21 protein-coding genes and 2 pseudogenes are annotated in these 22198 nt (G+C 61.7%); 11 read left to right on the top strand and 12 right to left on the bottom strand.

All coding sequences use genetic code 11. The features are described from left to right. Positions 1-63: 63 nt before the first annotated feature. Positions 64-1152 carry a polyamine ABC transporter substrate-binding protein gene (locus tag C4J83_RS12825; RefSeq protein ID WP_119741770.1) on the bottom strand — a complete coding sequence of 363 codons (1089 nt, stop codon included), beginning with the start codon at positions 1150-1152 and terminating at the stop codon, positions 64-66. A gap of 20 nt (positions 1153-1172) precedes the next feature. Continuing rightward, positions 1173-2462 (bottom strand): NAD(P)/FAD-dependent oxidoreductase, encoded by a 1290-nt coding sequence (locus C4J83_RS12830; RefSeq protein WP_124417203.1) that lies wholly within the window; start codon positions 2460-2462, stop codon positions 1173-1175. Positions 2463-2578: 116 nt separating this feature from the next. Here C4J83_RS12830 and C4J83_RS12835 point away from each other — a divergent pair, with 116 nt between their 5' ends. From C4J83_RS12835 to metE, 3 genes are all read left to right on the top strand, one after another. Next, the gene (locus C4J83_RS12835; RefSeq protein ID WP_124417204.1) at positions 2579-3454 is read left to right on the top strand and encodes a LysR substrate-binding domain-containing protein; all 876 of its coding nucleotides are present in this window, start codon (positions 2579-2581) and stop codon (positions 3452-3454) included. 73 nt (positions 3455-3527) lie between these two features. Continuing rightward, a complete protein-coding gene (locus C4J83_RS12840; protein WP_124417205.1) occupies positions 3528-4133 on the top strand; it encodes a LysE family translocator in 606 nt (201 codons plus the stop codon). A 98-nt stretch (positions 4134-4231) separates the two neighbouring features. After that, complete coding sequence (metE, locus tag C4J83_RS12845; RefSeq protein WP_124417206.1) at positions 4232-6520, top strand: 5-methyltetrahydropteroyltriglutamate--homocysteine S-methyltransferase; 2289 nt, start codon at positions 4232-4234, stop codon at positions 6518-6520. A 130-nt stretch (positions 6521-6650) separates the two neighbouring features. On the opposite strand, the gene C4J83_RS12850 is transcribed toward metE, so the two are convergent. Beyond that, positions 6651-7685 (bottom strand): HoxN/HupN/NixA family nickel/cobalt transporter, encoded by a 1035-nt coding sequence (locus C4J83_RS12850; protein ID WP_124417207.1) that lies wholly within the window; start codon positions 7683-7685, stop codon positions 6651-6653. A gap of 127 nt (positions 7686-7812) precedes the next feature. Here C4J83_RS12850 and C4J83_RS12855 point away from each other — a divergent pair, with 127 nt between their 5' ends. Next, positions 7813-8355: a DUF924 family protein gene (locus tag C4J83_RS12855; RefSeq protein ID WP_372239302.1), complete on the top strand. Its 543-nt coding sequence runs from the start codon at positions 7813-7815 to the stop codon at positions 8353-8355. Here C4J83_RS12855 and C4J83_RS12860 read toward each other — a convergent pair. Next, positions 8352-9785, bottom strand: coding sequence for an alpha/beta hydrolase family protein (locus tag C4J83_RS12860; protein WP_119741782.1), 1434 nt, complete (start codon positions 9783-9785; stop codon positions 8352-8354). The two genes, C4J83_RS12855 and C4J83_RS12860, sit on opposite strands and share 4 nt — an antisense overlap. A 174-nt stretch (positions 9786-9959) precedes the next feature. Here C4J83_RS12860 and yfcF point away from each other — a divergent pair, with 174 nt between their 5' ends. After that, positions 9960-10592, top strand: coding sequence for a glutathione transferase (yfcF, locus tag C4J83_RS12865; RefSeq protein ID WP_124417208.1), 633 nt, complete (start codon positions 9960-9962; stop codon positions 10590-10592). A gap of 4 nt (positions 10593-10596) precedes the next feature. Here the strand turns inward: yfcF and C4J83_RS12870 are convergent, their stop codons facing one another. Further along, positions 10597-10842 (bottom strand): hypothetical protein, encoded by a 246-nt coding sequence (locus C4J83_RS12870; protein WP_106577811.1) that lies wholly within the window; start codon positions 10840-10842, stop codon positions 10597-10599. Positions 10843-10985: 143 nt separating this feature from the next. Here C4J83_RS12870 and C4J83_RS12875 point away from each other — a divergent pair. Beyond that, positions 10986-11629, top strand: a pseudogene (locus C4J83_RS12875) (ATPase). 45 nt (positions 11630-11674) lie between these two features. Next, complete coding sequence (locus tag C4J83_RS12880) at positions 11675-12016, top strand: hypothetical protein (RefSeq protein ID WP_119741788.1); 342 nt, start codon at positions 11675-11677, stop codon at positions 12014-12016. 132 nt (positions 12017-12148) lie between these two features. On the opposite strand, the gene C4J83_RS12885 is transcribed toward C4J83_RS12880, so the two are convergent. Both C4J83_RS12885 and C4J83_RS12890 read right to left on the bottom strand, forming a co-directional pair. Next, positions 12149-12895 carry a creatininase family protein gene (locus C4J83_RS12885; protein ID WP_119741790.1) on the bottom strand — a complete coding sequence of 249 codons (747 nt, stop codon included), beginning with the start codon at positions 12893-12895 and terminating at the stop codon, positions 12149-12151. Between the two features lie 28 nt (positions 12896-12923). Continuing rightward, complete coding sequence (locus tag C4J83_RS12890; RefSeq protein ID WP_106577815.1) at positions 12924-13637, bottom strand: murein L,D-transpeptidase catalytic domain family protein; 714 nt, start codon at positions 13635-13637, stop codon at positions 12924-12926. A gap of 39 nt (positions 13638-13676) precedes the next feature. On the opposite strand from C4J83_RS12890, the gene C4J83_RS12895 reads away from it, so the two are divergent. Further along, entirely contained in the window at positions 13677-15263 is a 1587-nt protein-coding gene (locus C4J83_RS12895; protein WP_119741794.1) for a L,D-transpeptidase family protein, read from the top strand. 61 nt (positions 15264-15324) lie between these two features. Here the strand turns inward: C4J83_RS12895 and C4J83_RS12900 are convergent, their stop codons facing one another. After that, positions 15325-15855 (bottom strand): P-loop nucleotide/nucleoside kinase family protein, encoded by a 531-nt coding sequence (locus tag C4J83_RS12900; RefSeq protein ID WP_124417209.1) that lies wholly within the window; start codon positions 15853-15855, stop codon positions 15325-15327. Between the two features lie 42 nt (positions 15856-15897). Then, a complete protein-coding gene (locus C4J83_RS12905) occupies positions 15898-16938 on the bottom strand; it encodes an alginate lyase family protein (protein ID WP_124417210.1) in 1041 nt (346 codons plus the stop codon). A gap of 109 nt (positions 16939-17047) precedes the next feature. Between C4J83_RS12905 and dapF the strand changes: the two genes are divergently transcribed. Then, entirely contained in the window at positions 17048-17848 is an 801-nt protein-coding gene (gene dapF, locus C4J83_RS12910; RefSeq protein WP_124417211.1) for a diaminopimelate epimerase, read from the top strand. 53 nt (positions 17849-17901) lie between these two features. After that, the gene (locus C4J83_RS12915) at positions 17902-19107 is read left to right on the top strand and encodes a TPM domain-containing protein (RefSeq protein ID WP_124417212.1); all 1206 of its coding nucleotides are present in this window, start codon (positions 17902-17904) and stop codon (positions 19105-19107) included. A 361-nt stretch (positions 19108-19468) separates the two neighbouring features. Here C4J83_RS12915 and C4J83_RS30690 read toward each other — a convergent pair. Both C4J83_RS30690 and C4J83_RS12925 read right to left on the bottom strand, forming a co-directional pair. Further along, positions 19469-19782: pseudogene (locus tag C4J83_RS30690) on the bottom strand (spermidine/putrescine ABC transporter substrate-binding protein PotF); the annotation flags it as partial. Between the two features lie 102 nt (positions 19783-19884). Beyond that, positions 19885-20379, bottom strand: a complete 495-nt coding sequence (locus tag C4J83_RS12925; RefSeq protein ID WP_124417213.1) for a DUF1543 domain-containing protein — start codon at positions 20377-20379, stop codon at positions 19885-19887. Positions 20380-20485: 106 nt separating this feature from the next. On the opposite strand from C4J83_RS12925, the gene C4J83_RS12930 reads away from it, so the two are divergent. After that, a complete protein-coding gene (locus C4J83_RS12930; RefSeq protein ID WP_106577822.1) occupies positions 20486-21307 on the top strand; it encodes an aldo/keto reductase in 822 nt (273 codons plus the stop codon). Between the two features lie 54 nt (positions 21308-21361). On the opposite strand, the gene C4J83_RS12935 is transcribed toward C4J83_RS12930, so the two are convergent. Next, positions 21362-21877, bottom strand: a complete 516-nt coding sequence (locus C4J83_RS12935; RefSeq protein WP_106577823.1) for an Hcp family type VI secretion system effector — start codon at positions 21875-21877, stop codon at positions 21362-21364. Between the last annotated feature and the right edge of the window lie 321 nt (positions 21878-22198).

Below are 22198 nucleotides of genomic sequence, written 5' to 3' on the forward strand. Positions count from 1 at the left end.
TTGAGTGTTTATTTTGAGCCATGGTATGCGTTATGGATGGGCTACGGCCAGCAGCAGGCGCGCTTATGTGTTGGTCTTCAATTTGGTCCACAGCCGGGTGGCCAGCCGCGCTATCGCCGGGGGCAGGTCTTCGACGATAAACAGGCTGTCCATCACGCTTTTCGGCGGGTAGATCGCCAAGTCCTGTTTCACGGCCGGCGTGAGGAACTCATCTGCCGCGCTGTTGGGGTTGGCGTAGTGGATGCTGTTGCTGATGTTGGCGATCACCTTGGGCTCAAGCAGGTAATTCATGTAGGCGTAGGCGTTCTTTTCGTGCGGCGCGGCCTTGGGCATCACCACCATGTCCAGCCACAGCGTCGAGCCTTCCTGCGGGATCGAGTAGGCAATCTCGATACCGTTTTTGGCTTCTTTCGCGCTCGCGGCCGCCTGCACCACGTCGCCATTGAAACCGATCACCGCGCAGATATTGCCGTTGGCCAAGTCACTGATGTACTTGGACGCGTGGAAGTACTGGATGTAAGGGCGGATTTTCAACAGGGCCTGTTCGGCCTGTTTATAGTCGGCCGGCTCATGGCTGTGATGGGGCAGGCCCAGGTAATTGAGGGTGATGGGCAGGATCTGCGTCGGGTTGTCGATGATCGCCACGCCGCAGGTGCTGAGTTTTTTGATCGTGTCTTCATCAAAGAACATCTTCCAGGACCGGGTGACGTCGGTGCTGCCAAAGAGTGCCTTGATCTTCTCGACGTTATAACCGATGCCCGCCGTGCCCCACATATAGGGAAAGCCGTACTGGTTGCCCGGGTCGTTGACCTCAAGCTTCTTCATCAGCAGCGGGTCGAGGTTTTTCCAGTTCGGCAACTGGCTGCGGTCGAGCTTCTGGATCGCGCCCGCCTTGATCAGCCGCGACAGAAAGTGGTTTGAAGGGCTGACCACGTCGTAGCCGGTGTTGCCGGTCATCAACTTGGATTCGAGCACTTCGTTGCTGTCATGGATGTCGTAAGTGGGCGTGATGCCGGTGGCCTGAGTAAAGCGTGTGAGGGTGTCGTCGGCGATATAGCCGTTCCAGTTGGAGATATTCACCTCTTCAGCGGCATAGCCGGCCGCCGAAAACGCACCGAGCATTACCGCCACGGACCATTGCTTGATGTGCATTGCATTCACCTTTGTTGTTGTCAGATTTCTGATCGGGCACGCACCGCTTCGATGCGCATGCGCAGCAGGGCGCCGAGGTCGAACAGCGGGCGCGGCGGCAACCAACCGGGCTGCGCACGCTGGATCACCGATTGCAGCAGCGGCGATTGGTGCCCCGAGGCCCACTCCGCCATCAACCGCCCCCACAGCGTGCCGCGCGCGACGCCGGAGCCGTTGCAGCCAGCGATGGCGTACAGGTTGTCTTGGACCTTGGCGAAGTACGGCTGGCCGGACCGCGAGGCACTGAGGTGGCCGGTCCAGGTGTAATGGATGTCCTGTTCGGTGAGCCACGGGAAGCGCCGTTGCAAACCCAGCACATGGCGCTGGCGGCGCTGCAGCAAGTCGGCGTTGGACAAGTCGCGGGTGCGGTACTCGGCGGTGTTGCGAATCATCACGCGCAGGTCCGGCGTGAGCCGCACGGTGGCACCCAGTGGCCGCGTCGACAGCACGCCCCAGGGCGCGGCGGCGCATTCTTTTTCTGTGAGTGGGCGGGTGAGGCTGGCACTCAGTTCCATGGGGAACGTGGCGCTTTGGTCCAGCCCGACACGCGGGATAAACGCATTCAGGCACACCAGCACGTGTCGCGCTTCAATACTGCCCGCACGGCTGGTCGCGCGCAGGGCGCCGTTGCCCGTGCGCTCAAGGCCGGTGATGTCAGTGTTTTCAAACAGGCTGACCGAGGCTGGCAACGCGGCCAGCAAGCCCTTCACGTACTTGGCCGGTTGCAGCAGGGCGTTGCCGTTGCCGCACCAGATGCCGGCCTGGTAATGCGCGGTGCCGAGTTTCTGGCGCAGCGCCTCGCCTTGCAGACATTGCGCAGAGGCGCCCAGGGCAAGCAAGGTGGCGAGTGTGTGGTCGACGTGATCGAGCTTGTCGGCGTCATGCACGGCGAAGAAGTAACCGTCGTCGCGAAAATCGCAGTCGATGCCATGGCCTGCGATGCGTTGGCGCACCTCGTCACTCGCCGCGCGTGAGATCGCGGTGTCCACTTCAAAACCCTCGAAGCCTGCGGTGCCCAGCAACTCGCTTTCGGCCGGGTGTTCGTGCGCCACCACAAACCCCGAGTTTCGCGCGGAGGCGCCCTGGGCCGCGCACTGACGGTCAACAATCACGATGCGCGCTTCGGGGTGCAGGGTTGCCAGGCTATGGGCGGCGCAGAGCCCGGTGATGCCGGCGCCAATCACCAGCCAGTCGGCCTGTTGTGTGCCGGTCAAGGCGCTACAAGCGGGCAGGGGTTCGGTTTGGGCTATCCAGCCACAGATATTGTCCACGTGTGCCTCGGCTGCATGCGTTGTTCGCATGAATGATTTAAGTCGATGGCTGGAATCTATAGGGGCTTGGGTGATACAACCAACGTTATAAAATCATCCAGCTATTCGGAAATCGCATGGATAAGCTTCGTCACGTGCCGTCGCTGCAGGGTCTGCAGGCGTTGGTGGAAGTCAGCGACAGCGCCAGTTTCACCCAGGCTGCGCAGACGCTGTGCCTGACCCAGAGCGCTGTCAGTCGCCAGATCCAGCAATTGGAGAGCCATTTCAGCGTGGCCCTGTTTACACGCACCAGCCGCAGCCTGCGGCTGACAGCCGAAGGCGAGCAGGTGCTGATTTACGCGCGCAGTATGCTGGCGCAACTCAAAGTGCTGGAAGACCGCATTTCGCCGCACACACGCCCGTTTCGCATCCGCCTGCACGTGTCGCTGGCCGTGCGCTGGCTGCTGCCAAAGCTGAGTGATTTCTACCGGTTGCACCCGGACATTTCCCTGGCCATCGAGACGGTTGCCACCGAAGGGGTCGAGCCCGCCGACGACAGCGATGCCTACATTCAGTACCTGCCCACGCCGCCCACTGATCCGGCGTGCCTGACGCTGTTCCGGGAACAGCTGGTGCCGGTGTGTGCACCTCAAGTTGGCCCGTTATCAACCTTTACAGACCTGCGGCACGTGGCGCTGCTGCACCGTTCAGTCGACCGGCAGGACTGGCGCGTATGGTTGGCCGCCAACGGCGCCGGCACGCTGGACGACTACCGGCACATCCCCTTCAACCTTGACGAATTGGCGCTTGACGCCGCCGCGCGCGGTCTGGGCGTGGCAATGACTGACTTGACCCTGGCGGCCGAATCCATCGAGCGCGGTGTGCTGGTTGTGCCGTTGGGCGAACCGTTGGCGACGGGCGGCGTTTATGCGCTGTGCGTGCAACCGCAGGCGGCGTCCCACGCAGGCTGCGACGTGGTCATGGCGTGGTTCGCCCACCAGGCGCAACGCTGAACCACAAACGTACAAGATCCAGCGCAAACCGCCTCAGTAGACTCGCCGGACTTCTTCTACTGCAGGTTTCTCCATGGACATTTTCCTCTACGCCTTCAGCGTCATGTACAGCCCCGGCCCCGTGAACCTGATGGGGCTGAATGCCGGGCTCACCGGCAAATTCCGTCGCTCCAGCGGGTTCTACCTCGGCGTGGGCTGCGCGATGCTGTTGATGTTCGTGCTGTTTGGCTACACCGGCGAGGCAATCATTTCTCAGGCGGCGCTGCCGTATATCTCGCTGGTCGGCGCCGTGTACACGCTGTACCTCGCCTACCAGGTGTTCACTGCCCGCACGGTGGTTGAAGAATCTTCAAGCACGCCGGGCAAGGCCCTCACGTTCTGGAATGGCCTGGTGATTCAGTTGCTCAACCCCAAGGGCATCGTGGCGGTCTTGCCGATTACCAGCGTGATGTTGCCGGCGGCGCATATCACCGGGGCGTCCATTGCCGGGGTTTCGGCGTTGCTGGGGCTGGGCGCGGTCGGCGCGCCGTGGATTTACGCCTTGCTGGGCGCGGTGTTGGGGCGGCGTATCAACGGCGCGTCGGCGTTCACCGTATTCAACCGGTGCATGGGCCTGGCGTTGGCCGGTTGTGCGTATTTCATGTTTCACGCGTTCTATGTTCACCTGATTTCAACATGAGCGGATCTTGTGATCATCTGGAATATAATGAGTTTGTCTCACGATGAGTGGGTGTCGACAATGGCTGCCATCAAATATCGACATTGGAGTTGTAAGTCATGGCAGTCGCTCATTCCCTGGGATTTCCGCGCATTGGACGCGATCGTGAACTGAAAAAAGCGCAGGAAGCGTTCTGGAAGGGCGAACTTGACGAAGCCGGCCTGCGCGCCGTTGGCCGTGGCTTGCGCAAAACTCACTGGGCGTTGCAGAAGCAAGCCGGCATCGAGCTGTTGCCGGCCGGTGATTTCGCCTGGTACGACCAGGTCCTGACTCATTCATTGATGTTCGGCGTGATCCCTGAGCGCTTCCGCCCAGCCGACGGCCACGCCACATTGCACACGCTGTTCGGCATGGCCCGTGGCGTCAGCGACAACTGCTGCGGCGGTGCCCACGCCCAGGAAATGACCAAGTGGTTCGATACCAACTACCACTATCTGGTGCCTGAATTCAGTGCTGACCAGCAATTCCACCTGGGTTGGGACCAGCTGTTTGAAGAGGTCAAGGAAGCCCGTGACTTGGGCCACAACGTCAAGCCGGTCGTCATCGGCCCGCTGACCTACTTGTGGTTGGGCAAGGCCAAGGGTGTCGACTTCGACAAGCTTGACCTGCTTGACCGCCTGCTGCCGCTGTACGGCCAGATCTTCCAGCGCCTGGCTGAGCTGGGCGTTGAATGGGTGCAGATCGACGAGCCGATCCTGGTTCTGGACTTGCCACAAGACTGGAAAAACGCCTTTGAGCGCGCCTACAACCAGATCCAGCGCGACCCGCTGAAAAAGCTCGTGGCCACCTACTTCGGTGGTCTGGAAGAAAACCTCGGCCTGGCCGCCAACCTGCCGGTCGATGGTTTGCACATCGATCTGGTGCGTGCACCGGACCAGTACCCGACCATTCTTGATCGCCTGCCGGCTTACAAAGTGTTGTCCCTGGGCGTGGTCAATGGTCGCAACGTCTGGCGCTGCGACCTGGAAAAGGCCCTGGCAACCTTGCAGCACGCACATGAAAAGTTGGGTGATCGCCTGTGGGTGGCGCCGTCCTGCTCATTGCTGCACAGCCCGGTGGACCTGGACCGTGAAGACACGCTGGATGCCGAGTTGAAAAGCTGGCTGGCCTTCGCGGTGCAGAAGTGCGCGGAAGTGGCGGTGCTGGCCCAGGCCGTCAACGCACCGCAGGCGCCGAATGTACGTGCCGCGTTGGCGCAGAGCCGCGCCGTGCAAGTGGCCCGCGCGGCTTCAACGCGAATTCACAAGCCTGCCGTACAAGCCCGCGTGGCGGCGATTACCGCCAAGGACAGTCAGCGCCAGTCGCGGTTTGCCCAGCGTATCGAGCAGCAACGTGCCGGCCTGAACCTGCCGCTGTTGCCGACCACCACCATCGGTTCGTTCCCGCAAACCGCCTCGATCCGCCTGGCGCGCCAGTCGTACAAAGCCGGCAAGTTGAGCGAAGCCGAGTACGTCGAAGCGATGCACAGCGAGATCAGGCACGCCGTGCAAGTGCAGGAAAACCTCGGCCTTGATGTTCTGGTGCACGGCGAAGCCGAACGAAACGACATGGTCGAGTACTTCGCCGAACAACTCGACGGCTACGTGTTCACCCGCTTCGGTTGGGTACAGAGCTACGGTTCGCGCTGCGTGAAACCGGCGGTGATCTTCGGCGACTTGAGCCGCCCGAACGCCATGACCGTGGAGTGGATCCGCTACGCCCAAGGCCTGACCAGCAAGGTGATGAAGGGCATGCTGACCGGCCCGGTGACCATGCTGATGTGGTCGTTTGCGCGCGAAGACGTGAGCCGCGAAGTGCAGGCGCGTCAACTGGCGCTGGCCATTCGTGACGAAGTGGTTGACCTGGAGGCGGCCGGCATCAAGATCGTGCAGATCGACGAAGCGGCGTTCCGTGAAGGCTTGCCGTTGCGCCGGGCGCAGTGGCAACACTACCTGGATTGGGCCACCGAAGCGTTCCGCCTGTGTGCCTGCGGCGTGCGTGACGAAACCCAGATCCACACGCACATGTGCTACAGCGAGTTCAACGATGTGATCGAGTCCATCGCGGCAATGGACGCCGACGTGATCACCATTGAGACGTCGCGCTCGGACATGGAACTGCTGGATGCGTTCGAAGCGTTCGCGTACCCCAATGACATCGGCCCCGGCGTCTACGACATCCATTCGCCCCGCGTGCCGGATGCGTCGGCAATGGCCCACTTGCTGCGCAAGGCCGCCCAGCGGATTCCGGCCGAGCGCCTATGGGTCAACCCGGATTGCGGTTTGAAAACCCGGGGCTGGCCGGAGACAGAAGCGGCGTTGGTCCATATGGTCACCGCGGCGCGTCAACTGCGGGCTGAACTGGCGTAACGCGATTTACAAATGGGGAGGGGGCTTGCCCGCGATTGCAGTGTGTCAGTCCCGAATGTGGCTGACCTGCATCCGGCCTGCAGCGTATGCCTGTTATGGCGAGCTTGCTCGTCATAACAGCTTCTCGACGTCAGGCGAGCCGGTCAAAGCCCTTCAAGCGGTACAGCAACACCGACGCCGCCCAGCTGGCGACGAAAATCACGATGATGATGTAGCCGAGCATTCCGAAGCTGTCGTTGAGGTTGCCGATAAAGCCCCAGAAATCACCCTTGAGCTCCAACTGGTCGGCAATCAGCCCCAGCGCCTCGATGCTGCCGATGATCACTGCCACGACCACCGAGACCAAGGTAATGCTCATGTTGTAGTAGAGCTTGCGCAGCGGCTTCATGTACGCCCAGCCGTAGGCACCCAGCATCAAATGGCCGTCCAGCGTGTCCACCAGCGACATGCCGGCGCTGAACAGCAGCGGGAACACCATGATCGACCACGGCGATAAGCCCTGCGCCGCCTGCGTGGCGGAGATGCCCAGCAGGGCGATTTCGGTGGCGGTGTCAAACCCCAGGCCAAACAGAAAACCCAGCGGGTACAGGTGCCAACTGCGGCTGATCAGGCGAAACAGCGGGCGGAAGATTCGCGCCATGAAACCGCGGTCGGCCAGCAGCAGGTCAAAATCCTCTTCGACGTAAGCGCCGCCCTCGCGCACGTGGCGCCAGGCCTTGTAGATCGACCGCAGGATCACCAAATTCATCAGCGCGATCACCAGCAAAAAGACCGCTGACACGGACGTGCCGATCACACCGCCAACCGCCTTGAACGCCTCGACATGTGCGGCGGTAAGGGCCACGCCAATCGAGGCCAGCACCACCACCGACGAATGCCCCAGAGAGAAAAAGAACCCCACCGCCACCGGGCGTTTGTGCTCTTGCATCAGCTTGCGGGTGGCGTTGTCGATGGCGGCGATATGGTCGGCGTCCACCGCGTGGCGCAGGCCGAAACTGTAGGCCAGCAGGGCAGTGCCCAGTAACACGGGGTGCTGATGAAACGCCACCAGCGCCCAGAGCCAGGCGCCGACGTTAATGGCGATCAAAATACCGTAGATGCCAAACAGCTTGGTGCGAACGTGGCTATTGGAATCACTGAAAACCTGGGCAAGACGCTGGATCATCCGGTAAACCCTTTATGCGATGGCACGACCGCTGCGAAGCAGGAGCGGCTCCAGAGGGGAAACTTAATGGATTCTGCCGGCGTCAATGATGAAATCTGCAGGCCAATGGGAGGTAATGATGTCGAACATGAACGGGCAACCGGCCGAAGCGGTGATCGAGTTCTGGAAACAGGCGGGCCCCAAGCGCTGGTTTACCAAGGACGACGCGTTTGACGCGGCCTTTCGCGACACCTTTTATGCCACGCATATGCAAGCGGCCCGGCGCGAACTGGAAGGCTGGCTGGATTCGGCGCATGGCGCGCTGGCCTTGCTGATCCTGCTGGATCAATACCCGCGCAATGCCTTTCGTGGCACCGCGCACATGTTCGCCACCGACCCGCTGGCGCGTTTGTACGCGCGGCGGATGGTCGACGCTGGCCTGGACCAGTTGATCGAGCCCGAGCTGCGGGCGTTTTGTTACTTGCCGTTCGAGCATTCGGAAGACCCGGCCGATCAGCAGCGCTCGTTGGTATTGAACCAGCAGCTGGATGCCAGCACCTACCATTGGGCCAAAGAGCACGCCGCGATCATCGAACGGTTTGGGCGCTTCGCGCACCGTAACGAGGTGTTGGCCAGGGTCACCACGGCGCAAGAGCGTGAGTTTCTCGATAACGGCGGTTTTGCCGGCTAAGCCTGTGTCAGGTTTTCCTTGGCGCGGGCCGGGCGCAAGCGCCGCAGGCCCTTGAGGTCGACGGCCCAGCGCAATGCTTCAGTGGCCGACGGGCGCGGGCCCTGGGTGATCGCGTGTTCATCCGTGGTGAGTGCACCGAGGTAACCTTGGGCACCGCCGCGCTCGCTCCAGTAGTGGGTGTGGCTGAGCCATGAGCGTGCGAGCCAGCCTTTGCGCGAGCCCACGGTCACCGGCAAATCCAGCACGCCTGCGCCCATCACCGGGCTGACCGGGCCCGCGACGATGTCGCCAAACAGGCCATAGGGCGCGGGAAAATAGAGGTTGGTCCAGCGCGTCACTGCGAATGCTGCCGCGTGGTGCAAATACTGGGGCGTGAAGGGTTTCTGACCGAGCATCACCGGATGACGCGCATGGTAGCCGTATCCCTTTTCGTCCTGAGTGGGCGGGCAGGCGGGGGCTTCGCGGCGCTCCATGCGTTTTTTGAAATCACTGACGCTGCGCCCCAGCAACAGGCTCGCGTGGGCCATCGGGCTGCCGACGGTTACCAGATCGGTAATGCGCCACGGGTTGCCCAGGCCGCGCTGCTCGATAAAGGCTTCGGTCTGCTGCTCGCGAAATTTCAAAAGGCTGCCCAGGCTGCCGTCAAGCGCGGCGCCGGCGTTGGGCAGCGTGTCCTTGATGACCGGTTGCAGCGCTTCGTGATTGGCGTAACGGTTGGCGAGTTCGCGGTTGCTGGGGATGACTTGGGTGAGCTGATCGTGATGTTCGTGCCACAGATAACCGACGATGTCGTAGGCGATCACGCTGCCCAAACTGTGGCCGACCACGATGATGCGGTCGTAATCGCCTTTATTGTGCAGGGCACGCAGCAAGGCCACGCCGTCGGCGCGGATCTGCTCGCGCACCACCACGTTCTGCGGGTTGGGGCTGAGGTAACGGGCGGCGTCGCCCAGGTAGGACAGGGCCGAGTAACGCAGCGCCAGGCCGATAGCGCCGAGCAGCAACGGCACCAGCGCGAATGGGTTGTCGCTGTGATCGAACTGGCCCCAGGCCGTGGCGAGGGTGCCGGTAGCGACCAGCAGCAACAGCAGCATCACCGTCCAGCGCGTGGTGCGCCAGATCGGTACGATGGCGTCGGGAATATCGCGGCGCGGGCGCTTGAAGATGTCCCAGAGCCAACTGAGCAGATGGCCGACTTTGGTGCCTTGCATCTTGTGGGCCCAGTAATACTCGTAAAAATCCGTGCTGGTGCGGCCGGACGACTTCAAGACACGCAGGTCGAAATTGCGTGACAGCCGATCCGGCTTGCTCCAGTAGAAGGGCGTGCCGTCGGGCGTGTCGGCGGGAATCATGGCATCCACAAAGCCATGCAGGGTGTCCATCGGGCGCTGCTCGCCGATGCCGTGAATGACGACAACTGCTTGTTTCATAAGCTGATCTTTCCTTGAAAGCTTCGAATGGCGGGGCGTTTTCGCAGACTAGCGAATGGATACGATATTGCCACTGTCGTGGCTATTCCCGCCAGGAATGCCCCCATAAAAAACCGCCATTGTCTTTATGGCGCCGCATCTCGTAGCGTGGGTCTTCACCCAAGGAGACCTGCCATGCACCTGCGCCCGCTACGCCTCTATGTGGATGCCCAGTTCACCAGCCCCTACGCGATGTCGGTGTTTGTCACCCTGCGCGAAAAAGGCCTGGCGTTCGACATGCTCACCCTGGACCTGGACACCGCGCAAAACCAGACGGCGGACTTTACCCAGCTGTCGCTGACCCAGCGTGTGCCGACGTTGGTGGAAGGCGAGTTTGCCCTGTCGGAGTCTTGCGCGATCAGCGAGTACCTGGAACAGGTCTATCCCGAAACGCCGGTGTACTCGGCTGACCCACAGCAGCGGGCAAGGGCGCGGCAGGTTCAGGCGTGGTTGCGCAGTGATTTGCTGGCGATCCGCCAGGAGCGCTCGACGCTGGTGGTGTTTTACGGGCAGAAGATGCCGCCGTTGTCGCCGGCCGCCGAAGCCGCCGTGCGCAAATTGTTCAGTGCGACGCAGGCGCTGTTGGCCGGCAATCCACCGTACCTGTTTGGCCAGTGGTCGATTGCCGACCTTGACCTGGCGGTGATGCTCAATCGCCTGATCCTCAACGGTGACAGTGTGCCAGCCGAATGGGTCGACTATGCGCAACGCCAATGGCAGCGGCCGTCGGTGCAGGCATGGGTCAACCTGCAACGCCCACCGCTCTAAGGGTTTACATCCATTCCTGGGCCACGCGCCGGTCGAGGTCTTCCCAGTCCGCCATGCCCAGCACTCGGGTGGTGTTCAAGCCCCGCAGGTAGCCGCGCAATTGCTGGGCGCTGGCGTAACGCTGGTCGGCGTCGGCGGCCTCGTCCTGCAGCACGTCTTCATAATCGACCAGGTAATCGGCGACCCGCTCGCGAAACTCCGGCAGTACGGCTTCGCGGATGCGGTCGAAGGTTTTCTGGTGGGGCTTCATGGCGTGGTCCTTATAGTTTTATAGAGATCGGGAGACGCGACACTATCGGTTCAAATGATAGTCACCATCAAGCATCGCAAGTTCTGTTTTTATGCCAAAAGCGCAGAATCAGCGCATCGAGACGCTGATCAAGGAAATGCGCGATGAGGACGATTATCCAACTGGGTTTAATGATGCTGATGTTCGGCAGTGTGGTCCTGACCAGCCCGGCATTTGCTGATGAACTGCGTACGGGCATTTGCTGCCACTCGTCGGTAGCGTAAACTCCCTGCAGCGCGCGCAGTCGGTGGGTGTGTTGTACAGCGAAAACACCCGCGACAACCTCAGTTACCTTGAACGCTACCACGCCATGGCCATGAACGGCGCCAGGGACGCCCTTGACGGGCGCATCCGTGAGGCGTTCGTCAACAGCTCCGACCCGGAACTGGCGATTGATTGGCTGATGAGTTCATTGCAGGGCACGTTTCGCATCGTCACGGTCTACAGCAGCCTGGATGAGCTGGTGCAGGCTCACCCGGATGTGGTGGTGATGCTCGATACCCATAACCAATTGCTGACCCAGCGTAACGATCAGGTTGAGGCGCGTTTTGTGGCGCGGTTCTATGACGCCGACCTGCAATACATCGCCAAGGCTGAAGGCTCGGTGCACAAACAGGTGCCGTCGGTATGGGTGCATGACAAGGCGGCCCCGGAAATTGCCGCGCAGATTGAACAACAGCGTGATGTACAGCTCGATGCCTTGAAGCAGTTTGATGCGTCGCTAAAGGCCTTGGTCCGCGCGGGATGACGCGCGGATCGTTGTGAACCCTATTGGTTATTTTCAGGAATGTTTATGCGCTCTTTTTTCGTCCCGGCCCTGGCTTTTGCTTCGTTGTTGCTGACCGGTTGTATCACTGCTCCCAACGCTCCAAGCTTGACCCTGCAAACCGATAAAACCCCTGAAGGCTATGTGCAATGCGTAGTGCCCAAGCTTGAAAAGCGCGGCATTACCTCGACGGTGACGCAGAACGCGCGCCACGCCAAGGTGGTGTTGACCAGCAAGATTGCAGCCGATGATGTGCTGGAGGCCTACAAGTCCCAGGACGGCACCAAGGTGTTCGTGTACGAACGCAAGCCACTGGCGTCGGCGATCAAACCGTCGCGGCTGGAGCTGGCGGCGCAGGACTGCAAATAATCCAGGCACGCCTGAGGGTGTGAATGTGTGGGAGCGGGCTTGCTCGCGAAGGCGGCGTATCAGTCGATAGATTTATTGACTGCTGCACTGCTTCGCGAGCAAGCCCGCTCCCACATTTGCGATGGGCCTGGGCTAGGGTTTGGCTTCGCTGCTGAAAGTGTTCACGGTCTTGACCAACCCCTTGGCCGCCAACGCCACCAACTCACCGCCTTTTTCCACCGTCGCCAGCGCCGGGTCCGAACCCATGCGCCCGTCGGGGAAGCGGGCGCGGAAGTCCAGCGCTTCGCGGATCGGCCCGGTATTGGCGATTTGCGGAGAATATTCGGCGGACTTGATCGATTGCGGGTACGCCCACTGGGTCACCGCAATTTCTGACGGCGTGGCATGGCTGCCGTGGCCCACCGGGAATTGGCGTTGAGCCAAATCGTGCACGCCTTCCAGGTCCCACCAGTTCACCAGCTTGAGCGCGAAGCCGGCGGGGCGGCGGGCAAAACTGGCTTCGGCGTACAGCTCGGAAAACGCCGCTTCAATGGTGGCGATATTGCCGCCGTGGCCATTCAGGAACAGGATCTTCTCGAAACCGTGCCCGGCCAGCGAGCGCACCCAGTCGCCAATGGCGGCGATAAAGGTGGAAGGGCGCAGGGAGATGGTGCCGGGGAAACCCAGGTGGTGCTGGGCCATGCCGATATTGAAGGTCGGGCCGATCAGGATGTCGGCGTTCTTCTGCGCCTCGTGGGCGATGATCTCGGGGCACATCCAGTCGGTACCCAGCAGGCCGGTAGGGCCGTGTTGTTCGTTGGATCCGATGGGAATCACCACCGTGCGGCTGCGTTCCAGAAACTGCCCGATCTCGATCCAGGTGGATGTATGTAGAAGCATGCGGCGCTCTCTTTATCTGTGGGACAGGCTAACCACCACGGATTGTACGACTACTCGCCACTTGTTGGGGCTTGCAGTTCAGATACGTCGACGACTTCAACCAGCGCTGGTCCGGGTACCAGGAAAACATGAACTGCCCATCCTTGAGTTTATCCACCACCTGGCGCGCCACTTGCGGGCGCACCGCCGGGCAACCCTGGCTGCGGCCGATGCGGCCTTCACGCTTGCTCCACGCCGGGTTGACGTAGTCGGCGGCATGAATCACCAGCGCGCGGTCGCGGGCCTGGTCATTGAAACCGGGCTCCAGGCCGTCCATGCGCAACGAGTAGCCGTGGGCGCCCAGGTAACTTTCCTGGGTGCGGAACAAGCCCAGGCTGGACTGATGACTGCCTTCGAGATTGGAAAATTGCGTGGCGAAGTTTTCCCCGGACTTGGCACCGTGGGCCACCAGGTCGCGCAACACGAGGGTCTTTTTGCGCAAATCGAAAATCCATAACCGACGGGCGGTCGAGGGTTGGGAGTAGTCAATAACCGCTAGGCGCTCTGACTGTTCCTCGCCGTTATTGACGGCGCACTGCACCGCGCTCAGGGCGCTTTTGAGCACGGCGGGATTGAGTTCTGGAGCCGAGCGCGCCAGGCTGCTATACAAGTTAGGAGGATTCCCATTGGCGGCGAGCGCAAAATTGCTCAACGTTGCCAGGGTGACGGTGATCAAACCGAAGCGACACATAAAAGTCAGCATCTACAAAGCGTCCCCCGCTGTGGATTGGAGCCAAGTCAATTGTTCAAAAAACACGCATGTTACTTGAGCATTTGCCTGCTCGTTGCACCACTGGTCGCGACGGCTGATGAGCTGCTGATGGGCGCCGTGCCGGTTATTTCCGCAAGCCCGGTGCAACAGGCCCTCGCGCAGTTGCCCAGTGTGTGCCCCAGCCTCGCCCCGCAGATCGACGCCGCAGCCCTGGCCCGCCTGCAGGCGTTCTATCAGCAGCAGGGTGATGGGCCGCTGTGGTCCGCCGAAGATCGCCGCCAAGCCTTGCACACCCAATTGCTGATGCTGGCCGACGACGGCCTGGACCCCAGCCACTATAGCCTGCCCCCGGCAGATGCCACGGCCAACGTGCTGTGCAGCGACATCGACACCAGCCGCCAGTACCTGCAAGCCCTGCAGGATTTGCACTACGGGCGCCTGCAGCAATCGCGCTTCGAACCGTTGTGGCATTCCCAGCCACCTGCCCGCGACCCGAATACCGAAGTGCTGGCCTTCGCCGCCGCCGGCCTGCAAGACATGGCGCAAGCCTTTGACCAGGCGCGGCCCAGCGCCGATCTGTACCGCAGCCTGCGCAATGCCTATGCCTCCGTGCGCCTGCAACCGTTGCCACATTGGGACCCGGTCGCCAGCGGTCCACTCTTGCGTCCCGGCATGGAAGACCCGCGCGTGCCGGAACTGGCGCGGCGCCTGCACAGCGGTGGCTACCTGACCAAGGTGCCCAGTGGCACAGGCAAGCAATACCGCGACGAGCTGGTCAAGGCAGTCAAGGCCTTCCAGGCCAGCCACTCGTTACAGGCCGACGGCGTGATCGGCGCCGGCACCGTGGCCGAACTCAACATCAGCCCGGCGATGCGCCGCGATCAACTGCGTATCAACCTGGAGCGTTTTCGCTGGCTCGCCCAGGACCTTGAGCCTGAAGGCGTGCTGGTCAACGTCGCCGCCGCGCAATTGAGCGTTTACCAGAGCGGTATTCCGGTGTGGCAAACCCGCCTGCAAGTCGGGCGCGCGGAGCGTCAGACGCCGCTGCTCAAGTCGCGCATCACGCGGCTGACGCTGAACCCCACCTGGACCATCCCGCCCACCATCATGCGCGAGGACAAGCTCCCGGCTATCCGTCTGAACCCCGAGTACCTGCGCCAGCAAAACCTGCAAGTGCTTGACGCCCAGGGTCGCCCCTTGGCGCCCGATCAGGTCGACTGGTCGCGCCCCGGCAACATTCTCCTGCGCCAGGAGGCCGGCCCGCGCAACCCGTTGGGCAAGATCGTGATGCGCTTTCCCAACCCGTACTCGGTATACCTGCACGACACACCAAGCCAACCGTTGTTCACCAAAGGCCCGCGGGCGTTCAGTTCGGGGTGTGTGAGGGTGGAACAGCCGTTGCTGCTGCGCGACCTGCTGGTGAGCCCGGCCGAACGCACCCGCACCGATGAACTGCTGGCAACCGGCGTGACCCATGAATTCAGGCTCGCCACACCGGTGCCGGTGTTGCTGGGGTACTGGACGGTAGAAGTCGATCGCCAGGGCGGCCTGGTCTACGCACCGGATATTTATGGGCGTGATCCGGTATTGATGAAGGCGATGGGCGCCGTGCTGTAGAAATGCCACCTACGCAGGGCAGGGGTGCTTGCTCTGCTGGGACGGCGCCACCGTCACATCTTCAGCGCCCACCGGGCGCCAGCGCGCTTGCCACGGGTTTGATGTGCGCCATGATCAACGCTACCGCCTGATCCGCTGTCACGCGGGCGGTATCGATCGTCAGCGGCCTTGGGTCCCAGGCCTCATATTCATGCGCCGATACGGAACGCCAGTCGGGCGGAGTCAGGCCGGGAATATCCCCCGCACGCTGTTCGACACGGCGCTGATGTTCTCGCTCATCAGAGCAAATCACCTGGATATCAACCCACTCGACGCCTGCTTGAATCGCCACGGCTTTCCATGCCTCGCGGCTTTCCCTGACCGGGTTCACACCGTCTGCGACGACGGTGTGCCCCAAGCGCAAATTGCTCAACGCCAGCGCATTGGCCACGCCGTAGCCGCTGGCGCCTACACCTTGCGCCAACACGCCCGCATCCCGAAGCGCCTGTTCGATCACATCAATACGCAGATAGGCGGCACCGGTCTGGCGCGCCAGCTGGCTGGCAATCGTGGTCTTGCCGGTGCCGGGCAGGCCGCTGAATACAACAAGCATGGTCAATCCCTTGAAAGAGCAACCCGGCCAGTCTAGCCGCGCTTACGGCAAATAGCAGGCACTGATCCAATCGGCCGGGTGGGCGGCCAATTGCGTAGCCACAGGCAGGTAGCGCTTGTCCAGTTGCGCCGCCAGCCAGAACAGCGTGGCGCTGCTTTTGGGGTCCCAGGTGCCGCTGTAGCCGGCTTCGCCCACCCCGGCGCGGTCCCTGTCGAATTGCACATGGGTGTGCACGAACTCCTGATGGCTGCGTTGGCCATTGGCATACGGCACCAGCCAATCCAGGGCGGCACCCAGGGACGCGCCGTTGGCCTTGAGGTTCAGCCAGTCGCCGCCGTAGGGTTTGGCCGCCAGGGCAGCTTGCACCAGAGGCTCAAGGTCGTAGACCACGTAGTGCAGGGCATCGCGGTCATGAAAATCGGTGACCGAGCCATCGGGCAACACATTGTCGGCGATCTGCTGCTTGAAGACCTGGTGGGCCTGCTCGAGCATCGTCCGGTCGCCCAGTGCAGCGGCGGCCGCCGTGATCAACTTGACGCGATGGCTTTGCCAGTTGTTGGTCTGGGTGCCTTTGTTCTGGCCGTGGAACTGCTGGATACGCGCGAGGTAGCCGTTACCCAGATCACTGATCAAGCGACGGCTTGCTGCGCGGGTTTCCAGGCGCAGCTTATCGGCAGTCAGCGCATAGGCACTGATCAGCATCTCGAGGTTGGTTTCGTCGATCGGGTTGAAGTCCGGTTGATACACATCGGCCCACGCGCCAAGGTAGTCGTCGACTTGCCTGAGGTAACGCGGGTCGCCGCTCAACCGCCACGCCAGCGCGGCCTGGCGCATCACCGGCCAGTCTTTTTCGGCGGCAATGCTTTGCTCGCGAATGCCATGGTGGGGCAGTGTGCCTTCGGTGTGCACATGGGCCAGGGGGTTGGGGCGGTCAGCCAGGTGCCGTTCTGCGGCAGCGAGCAGCGCCGTGGCCGTCGGCTTCGAGGCGCTCGGCTGGCACAGGCTGGGAGGTTGAGCGGCCGCCAGGGTCGCGTGGGAAAACGCGAGCAGCAGTGCGGTCAAAGCGAAGCGGTTTTTTTTCATGGCGGGCTCTGCCGGATCAGAACGCCCACACGCTAACATGCGGACGAATCGGTCTGGATGAAACTCCCGTATGCTCACCCTCCAATCGCGCTCACCCACCGGACAGCCCATGACCTTGCCCTTTGTGAAGATGCATGCCCATGGCGACGATTTCATCATCATCGACCGCCGTGGCCAGGAAGACCCGATCACCGCGCAAGTCGCCCGCCGTCTGGGCGATCGCCACACCGGCATCGGTTTCAATCAACTGGTGGTGATCCTCGACGGCGTCGACGCTGCCGCGCGTATCAAATTCTGGAACCCCAACGGTACGCCGCTGCAAACCTGCGGCAGTGCCACGCGAGGTGTCGCCGACCGCTTGATGCACGAAGCCGGCACCGATTCGATCGTGCTGCGCACCGACCGTGGCCTACTGACGTGCGTACGCGCAGCGGGCCAGCAGGTGGCGGTGGACATGGGTGCGCCGTCGTTGGAGTGGTCGTCAGTGCCGCTGGCCGTCGCCATGCAGACCCTTGTCTTGCCGATCAAGGGCGATCCGGCGGCGTGCAGCATGGGCAACCCGCACTGTACGTTTTTTGTCGATGACCTCGCCGCCATCGACGTGGCAGCCGCAGGTCCCGCGCTGGAAACCCATGCGCTGTTCCCGGCCAGGACCAATGTGCATTTCGTGCAGGTGCTGGACCGCGCGCATATTCGTCTGCGTATCTGGGAGCGCGGTGGCGGCGTGCCGCTGGGTTCCGGTTCGTGTTGCTGCGGCGCGGTGGTCAACGGGATTCGGCGCGGCCTGCTGGATGACACAGTGCAGGTGCAGTGCGACGGCGGCACGGTCACGGTGCAGTGGGACGGGCAGGGCGGTGTGGTTTTGACCGGCAGCGTGCAGCCGATCATGCAGGGCACGGCCTACGTGTGAGCGTGTCAATAGGGTAAAGTCGGCGCCTTCAGGACGAAACTCAGGTATCAAACATGATGGCGATTCTTCGGCAATCCGTGTTGAGTCTACTGGCGCTGATGTTCATCGGCCTGCTGAGCGCTGCCCAGGCACAGACCTCGCCCATCGGCGTCGCCCTCGACCAGCGCGTGATCGACCTCACCAATACCCTCGACGCCAGCTTCACCACGCGCCTCAAAGACCAACTCGCCGCCCTTGAACAGCGCAAAGGCGCGCAAGTCGCGGTACTGCTGGTGCCCACTACCGGCGGCGCGAGTATCGAGGATTACGCCAATCAACTGTTCCGCGCCTGGAAACTGGGGCGCAAGGACGTCAACGACGGCATCTTGCTGGTGGTGGCCAAAGACGACCGGCAGGTACGCATCGAGGTGGGCTATGGCCTGGAAGGCACGGTCACCGATCTGTTGGCCCATCGCATCATCGAAGAACACATCACACCGGCGTTTCGCCAGGGCGACTACGCGGGCGGCGTGCAACAAGCGGTGAATGACTTGACTGTGCTGGTGGACGGCGGCGACCTGCCAGAGCAGGCCGCGCCGCAGGTTAACCCGCAGATCATCGCGGTTCTGCTGGCGCTTATCGCTGGTGCCATCGGCGGTGTGTTCATCGCTGCCGGCAAGCTGCACTGGCGCCGGGCGCTGATCGCCACCGTCGCGGTCACGGTGTTACTGACGATTTACGCCGGCGGCCATGAGTGGCCGCTGTACCTGCTGGTACTTCCGCTGACCCTGCTGATCGGCGGCGCCACGTTCGGTGCCCTGTGGCTGGCACGCGCGGTGTTTTACTGCGTGGTGGGCGCGCTGGCGTATATCGTCGGGTTGCTGGTGGTGGACCACTTTGTGGCGGTCAACTTCGTACACTGGCTGGCGTTGCCGTTTGGCGGCGCGTTGGTGCTGGCGCTGTACGTGGGGTTGTTCTTCGTCATTCGCGAGTCCTGGAAGACCAAACCACGCTTTTTTCTAGCGCGTGCGCTGGCCGTCGCGGCGGTTTATGTGGCGGTCGGTTTTATGCTTGGGCACGGCTACCAGGGCTGGATCCTGGCGATACCGGCGGCCTCGGTCGTGGCGTTCATTGTCTTTATCCAGAGCATTTCCGATGGCGGCTCGGGGTCGGGCGGAGGGTCCGGCTCGAGTTCCGGCAGCTCCGGTTCCAGCTCCAGCAGCAGCTCGTCCGGTGGCGGTGGTTCCAGTGGCGGCGGCGGTGCGTCAGGCAGTTGGTAAGCCGCTAGCGCGGCTTGTAGCCCACCCAGCCCTTGAAGCTGAAGCCGGCATAGAACAGCTTCACGCCTTCGAAGCCGGCTTGGCTGATCAAGGCAGCGTCCTCCTCGGGAGACAGCACCGGTAATTGTGCGCTGATCGCCGTTATCGCCCACCCGGCATCTGCCGCGGGCACGCCGGAGTCCACGGCAAACGCGGCGTAGCGTTGCAACCAGCGGGCCTTTTCCTGCGCTGCCTGCGGGTAACTGTGGTGGGCCACGATCAGTGGCGCGCCCGGCAACAACCGTCGCCACAGCGCCTCGAGCGTTTGCAGGCGCTGCTCGGCCGGGATGAAATACAAGGTCAGCGAACACGTTACCCCATCGGGCAAACGGGATGTGTCCAGCGGCTGAAAGACGTGTCCCTTGATCAGCAGCGGCACCAGCGAAGCGTTGAGCAACGCCAGGTCGTAACCGGAGCGCCCGACAGAAATTTGCCCTGCACGGTTTCGTAGGAATCGTAGGTGTCGTAGATCACCTTGATGCCCGTCGCCTTTTCAACGTCGGCCAAGGCGGTGTCGCCGATATAGTCCGCCCAGTTGTAGATGCGCACAGTATTGGCCGGGTCGTCGGCGGCCTGGCTCACGGGCATCGAGGCAAGCAATACGGCGCTGAACAGGGCGATAATGGCTCTATGCATGGCGGACCCACCTTGAGTTGTGCGTGTTATCAGGTTCGGGGACTGGTTGCACTGTCAGGCAGGTCGAGGGTGGGCGCCATACCCCGTTCGGGTAGGGATAACTCAGGGCAGGACGATGTAGTCGTTCTGTTGCACGATCGGCCTGTGCGAACCTTGCACCAGGTGCAGGTAGCGACCGTCGACCAGGTCGATGGGCAGGCAGTCGTCAATATCCATCACGCCGTCGGTATGGGCCTGGGACCAATGGCGCAGCATCTGCTGTTTTCCCTTGCTCATCGCATCCTTTTTGTCGCGGGCGACCACCAACAAATAGTGATGGGCTTCGCCAAAAGCGTTGGCTTCGTAGCCGCCCAGGTTGATGAAGTACAGATGGTGCGCGCCGGTAGCAGGGGCCAAGTGGCTGAGTTCAACTTTCCAGCCATCGACGCCATCCACCGCCATCCAGGAGTCGATGTGCACACCCTTGGGGCTGCCGAACCAACCATCGCGCAATTGCGGGTAGGTGTCTTGCAGTGTGTCCGCTACAGCGAACACCACATCGTGAACTTCAATTCTGGCCCGCGGGTGCTTGCCCCCGAGCATCACGACAAACAGCATTGCAGGTCCTTCCTGGCGACTTTTCAGAGGGCAACCATACTTCGATTGAACCCTTTTGTCCGCCCAATGCCACATTGTTAATCCGCGAACTCATCAGGAGGTTGTCATGCGCACCATCGATCTGGCCGGCGTTCCCGTCCCTGTCATCGGCCAAGGGACCTGGCGCATGGGCGAAAACCCGGACCGGCGCAGCGCCGAAGTCGCCGCGTTGCAGTTGGGTATCGACGAGGGCATGACCCTGATCGATACCGCCGAAATGTATGGCGAAGGCGGAGCCGAGGAAGTGGTCGGCGAAGCCATTCGCGGTAAACGTGATCAGGTCTTCCTCGTCAGTAAGGTCTATCCGCACAATGCCAGTCACAAGGGCGTGCCCCGTGCCTGCGAAGCCAGCCTGCAGCGCCTGGGTACTGATTACATCGACCTGTATCTGTTGCACTGGCGGGGCCAGTATCCCCTCGAAGAAACCGTCGAAGCCTTCGAATCATTACGTCAGGCCGGCAAGATCGGCCGTTGGGGCGTCTCCAATTTTGACGTGGCAGACCTGCAGGAACTTGCGTCCCCGGCGTGTGCAACCAACCAGGTGCTCTACAACATCGAAGAGCGCGGTATCGAATTCGACTTGCTGCCATGGTGGCAACAGCACCATTTGCCGTTGATGGCTTACTGCCCGATCGCCCAGGGGGGTGAGCTGTTGTCCAGTCCGACGCTCAAGCAGATTGCCCGTCGCCATGAGGTTACGCCCGCCCAGGTATCCCTTGCCTGGGTGTTGCGTCAGGACGGCGTGATTGCAATCCCCAAGGCTGTGACGCCCGAGCATGTGCGGCTCAATGCCGGTGCTGCGAATCTCAAGCTCGATGAGCACGATCTGGACGCGATCGACCGCGTGTTCGGCGCACCCAAGCGCAAGCATCCGCTGGCAATGGTCTAGCCGACCAAGCAGGAGCGGCGCCGTCCCTGGTGGCCGCTTCTGCCTGAGCCGATGTTAGCCGGCTACTGGGCTACGCCAGTCGTCCGAGCCTGACGTGCCGGCGACTTCATGGGTCCAGACGATCTTGCGGTAAGTGAAATACACATCCTCCAAATGGGTGAAATGAGCATTGTCCGGGTCCTGGCAGTTGGGCATCCGCGATTGAATGTCCACGATGGTTGCGCCTTCCAGTTCGGTGGTGAAGTAATGCTCCTGGGTACCAGCCGAGGAGGTACGGAACCATTCCAGGCGACATGACACTTCTTCACCCGTGGTCAGTGCGCTGAATAGCAACGGTGAGGACTTGTCGAAGACCTTGCTGACCATCAGCGGCTTGTGAACCCGTTGGCCGGTCGGCTGGCCCGATTGCGGGTCGCGGGGAATGATCACCTGGTGGGCAAACGCCTGCACGAGGATCTGATCCTCATGACCTTCCTGATAAATATTGCCTACCGAGTCCTGAGTAAATGTGCCTGCCGTGATCAAGCCTTGCTTGACACCGGTGATAGTGAGGTACGCGGGTGTTGGCATGACTGGTTTCCTTGCCTGATTGAGTAGGTAGTCCCGACGGCGTGTTTGCCGGCGGGCAATTGCCTATAACAAAAAGCGTGCCTGAAATGACGAGAGTCAATGAAATAAAGGGGCGCGGAGTGTTGTTGGTTAAATATATAAAAGTTGTCGTCGGTTGGTGCCGATTTTAGTGTGGATGTTTGCGCGAGTGTGCGCAGTTAGTTGCTCATGCTGTTTTATTAAATGAATGCACGGATGCGCAGGGTATTTGGCTTTATTAAAGTGCGTGAAGTGTGCAAATAGCTGCGCAGGCCTGTTTTTATTGGCTTTGTAGGAAATTGC

Source organism: Pseudomonas sp. LBUM920, assembly GCF_003852315.1.
In the GTDB taxonomy this organism is placed as follows: Bacteria; Pseudomonadota; Gammaproteobacteria; order Pseudomonadales; family Pseudomonadaceae; genus Aquipseudomonas.

Coding starts and splice junctions, on each gene's coding strand:
- C4J83_RS12825 (WP_119741770.1), bottom strand. CDS start 1,152: ATGCACATCAAGCAATGGTCCGTGGCGGTAATGCTCGGTGCGTTTTCG.
- C4J83_RS12835 (WP_124417204.1), top strand. CDS start 2,579: ATGGATAAGCTTCGTCACGTGCCGTCGCTGCAGGGTCTGCAGGCGTTG.
- C4J83_RS12840 (WP_124417205.1), top strand. CDS start 3,528: ATGGACATTTTCCTCTACGCCTTCAGCGTCATGTACAGCCCCGGCCCC.
- metE (WP_124417206.1), top strand. CDS start 4,232: ATGGCAGTCGCTCATTCCCTGGGATTTCCGCGCATTGGACGCGATCGT.
- C4J83_RS12850 (WP_124417207.1), bottom strand. CDS start 7,685: ATGATCCAGCGTCTTGCCCAGGTTTTCAGTGATTCCAATAGCCACGTT.
- C4J83_RS12855 (WP_372239302.1), top strand. CDS start 7,813: ATGAACGGGCAACCGGCCGAAGCGGTGATCGAGTTCTGGAAACAGGCG.
- C4J83_RS12860 (WP_119741782.1), bottom strand. CDS start 9,785: ATGAAACAAGCAGTTGTCGTCATTCACGGCATCGGCGAGCAGCGCCCG.
- yfcF (WP_124417208.1), top strand. CDS start 9,960: ATGCACCTGCGCCCGCTACGCCTCTATGTGGATGCCCAGTTCACCAGC.
- C4J83_RS12870 (WP_106577811.1), bottom strand. CDS start 10,842: ATGAAGCCCCACCAGAAAACCTTCGACCGCATCCGCGAAGCCGTACTG.
- C4J83_RS12880 (WP_119741788.1), top strand. CDS start 11,675: ATGCGCTCTTTTTTCGTCCCGGCCCTGGCTTTTGCTTCGTTGTTGCTG.
- C4J83_RS12885 (WP_119741790.1), bottom strand. CDS start 12,895: ATGCTTCTACATACATCCACCTGGATCGAGATCGGGCAGTTTCTGGAA.
- C4J83_RS12890 (WP_106577815.1), bottom strand. CDS start 13,637: ATGCTGACTTTTATGTGTCGCTTCGGTTTGATCACCGTCACCCTGGCA.
- C4J83_RS12900 (WP_124417209.1), bottom strand. CDS start 15,855: ATGCTTGTTGTATTCAGCGGCCTGCCCGGCACCGGCAAGACCACGATT.
- C4J83_RS12905 (WP_124417210.1), bottom strand. CDS start 16,938: ATGAAAAAAAACCGCTTCGCTTTGACCGCACTGCTGCTCGCGTTTTCC.
- dapF (WP_124417211.1), top strand. CDS start 17,048: ATGACCTTGCCCTTTGTGAAGATGCATGCCCATGGCGACGATTTCATC.
- C4J83_RS12915 (WP_124417212.1), top strand. CDS start 17,902: ATGATGGCGATTCTTCGGCAATCCGTGTTGAGTCTACTGGCGCTGATG.
- C4J83_RS12925 (WP_124417213.1), bottom strand. CDS start 20,379: ATGCTGTTTGTCGTGATGCTCGGGGGCAAGCACCCGCGGGCCAGAATT.
- C4J83_RS12930 (WP_106577822.1), top strand. CDS start 20,486: ATGCGCACCATCGATCTGGCCGGCGTTCCCGTCCCTGTCATCGGCCAA.
- C4J83_RS12935 (WP_106577823.1), bottom strand. CDS start 21,877: ATGCCAACACCCGCGTACCTCACTATCACCGGTGTCAAGCAAGGCTTG.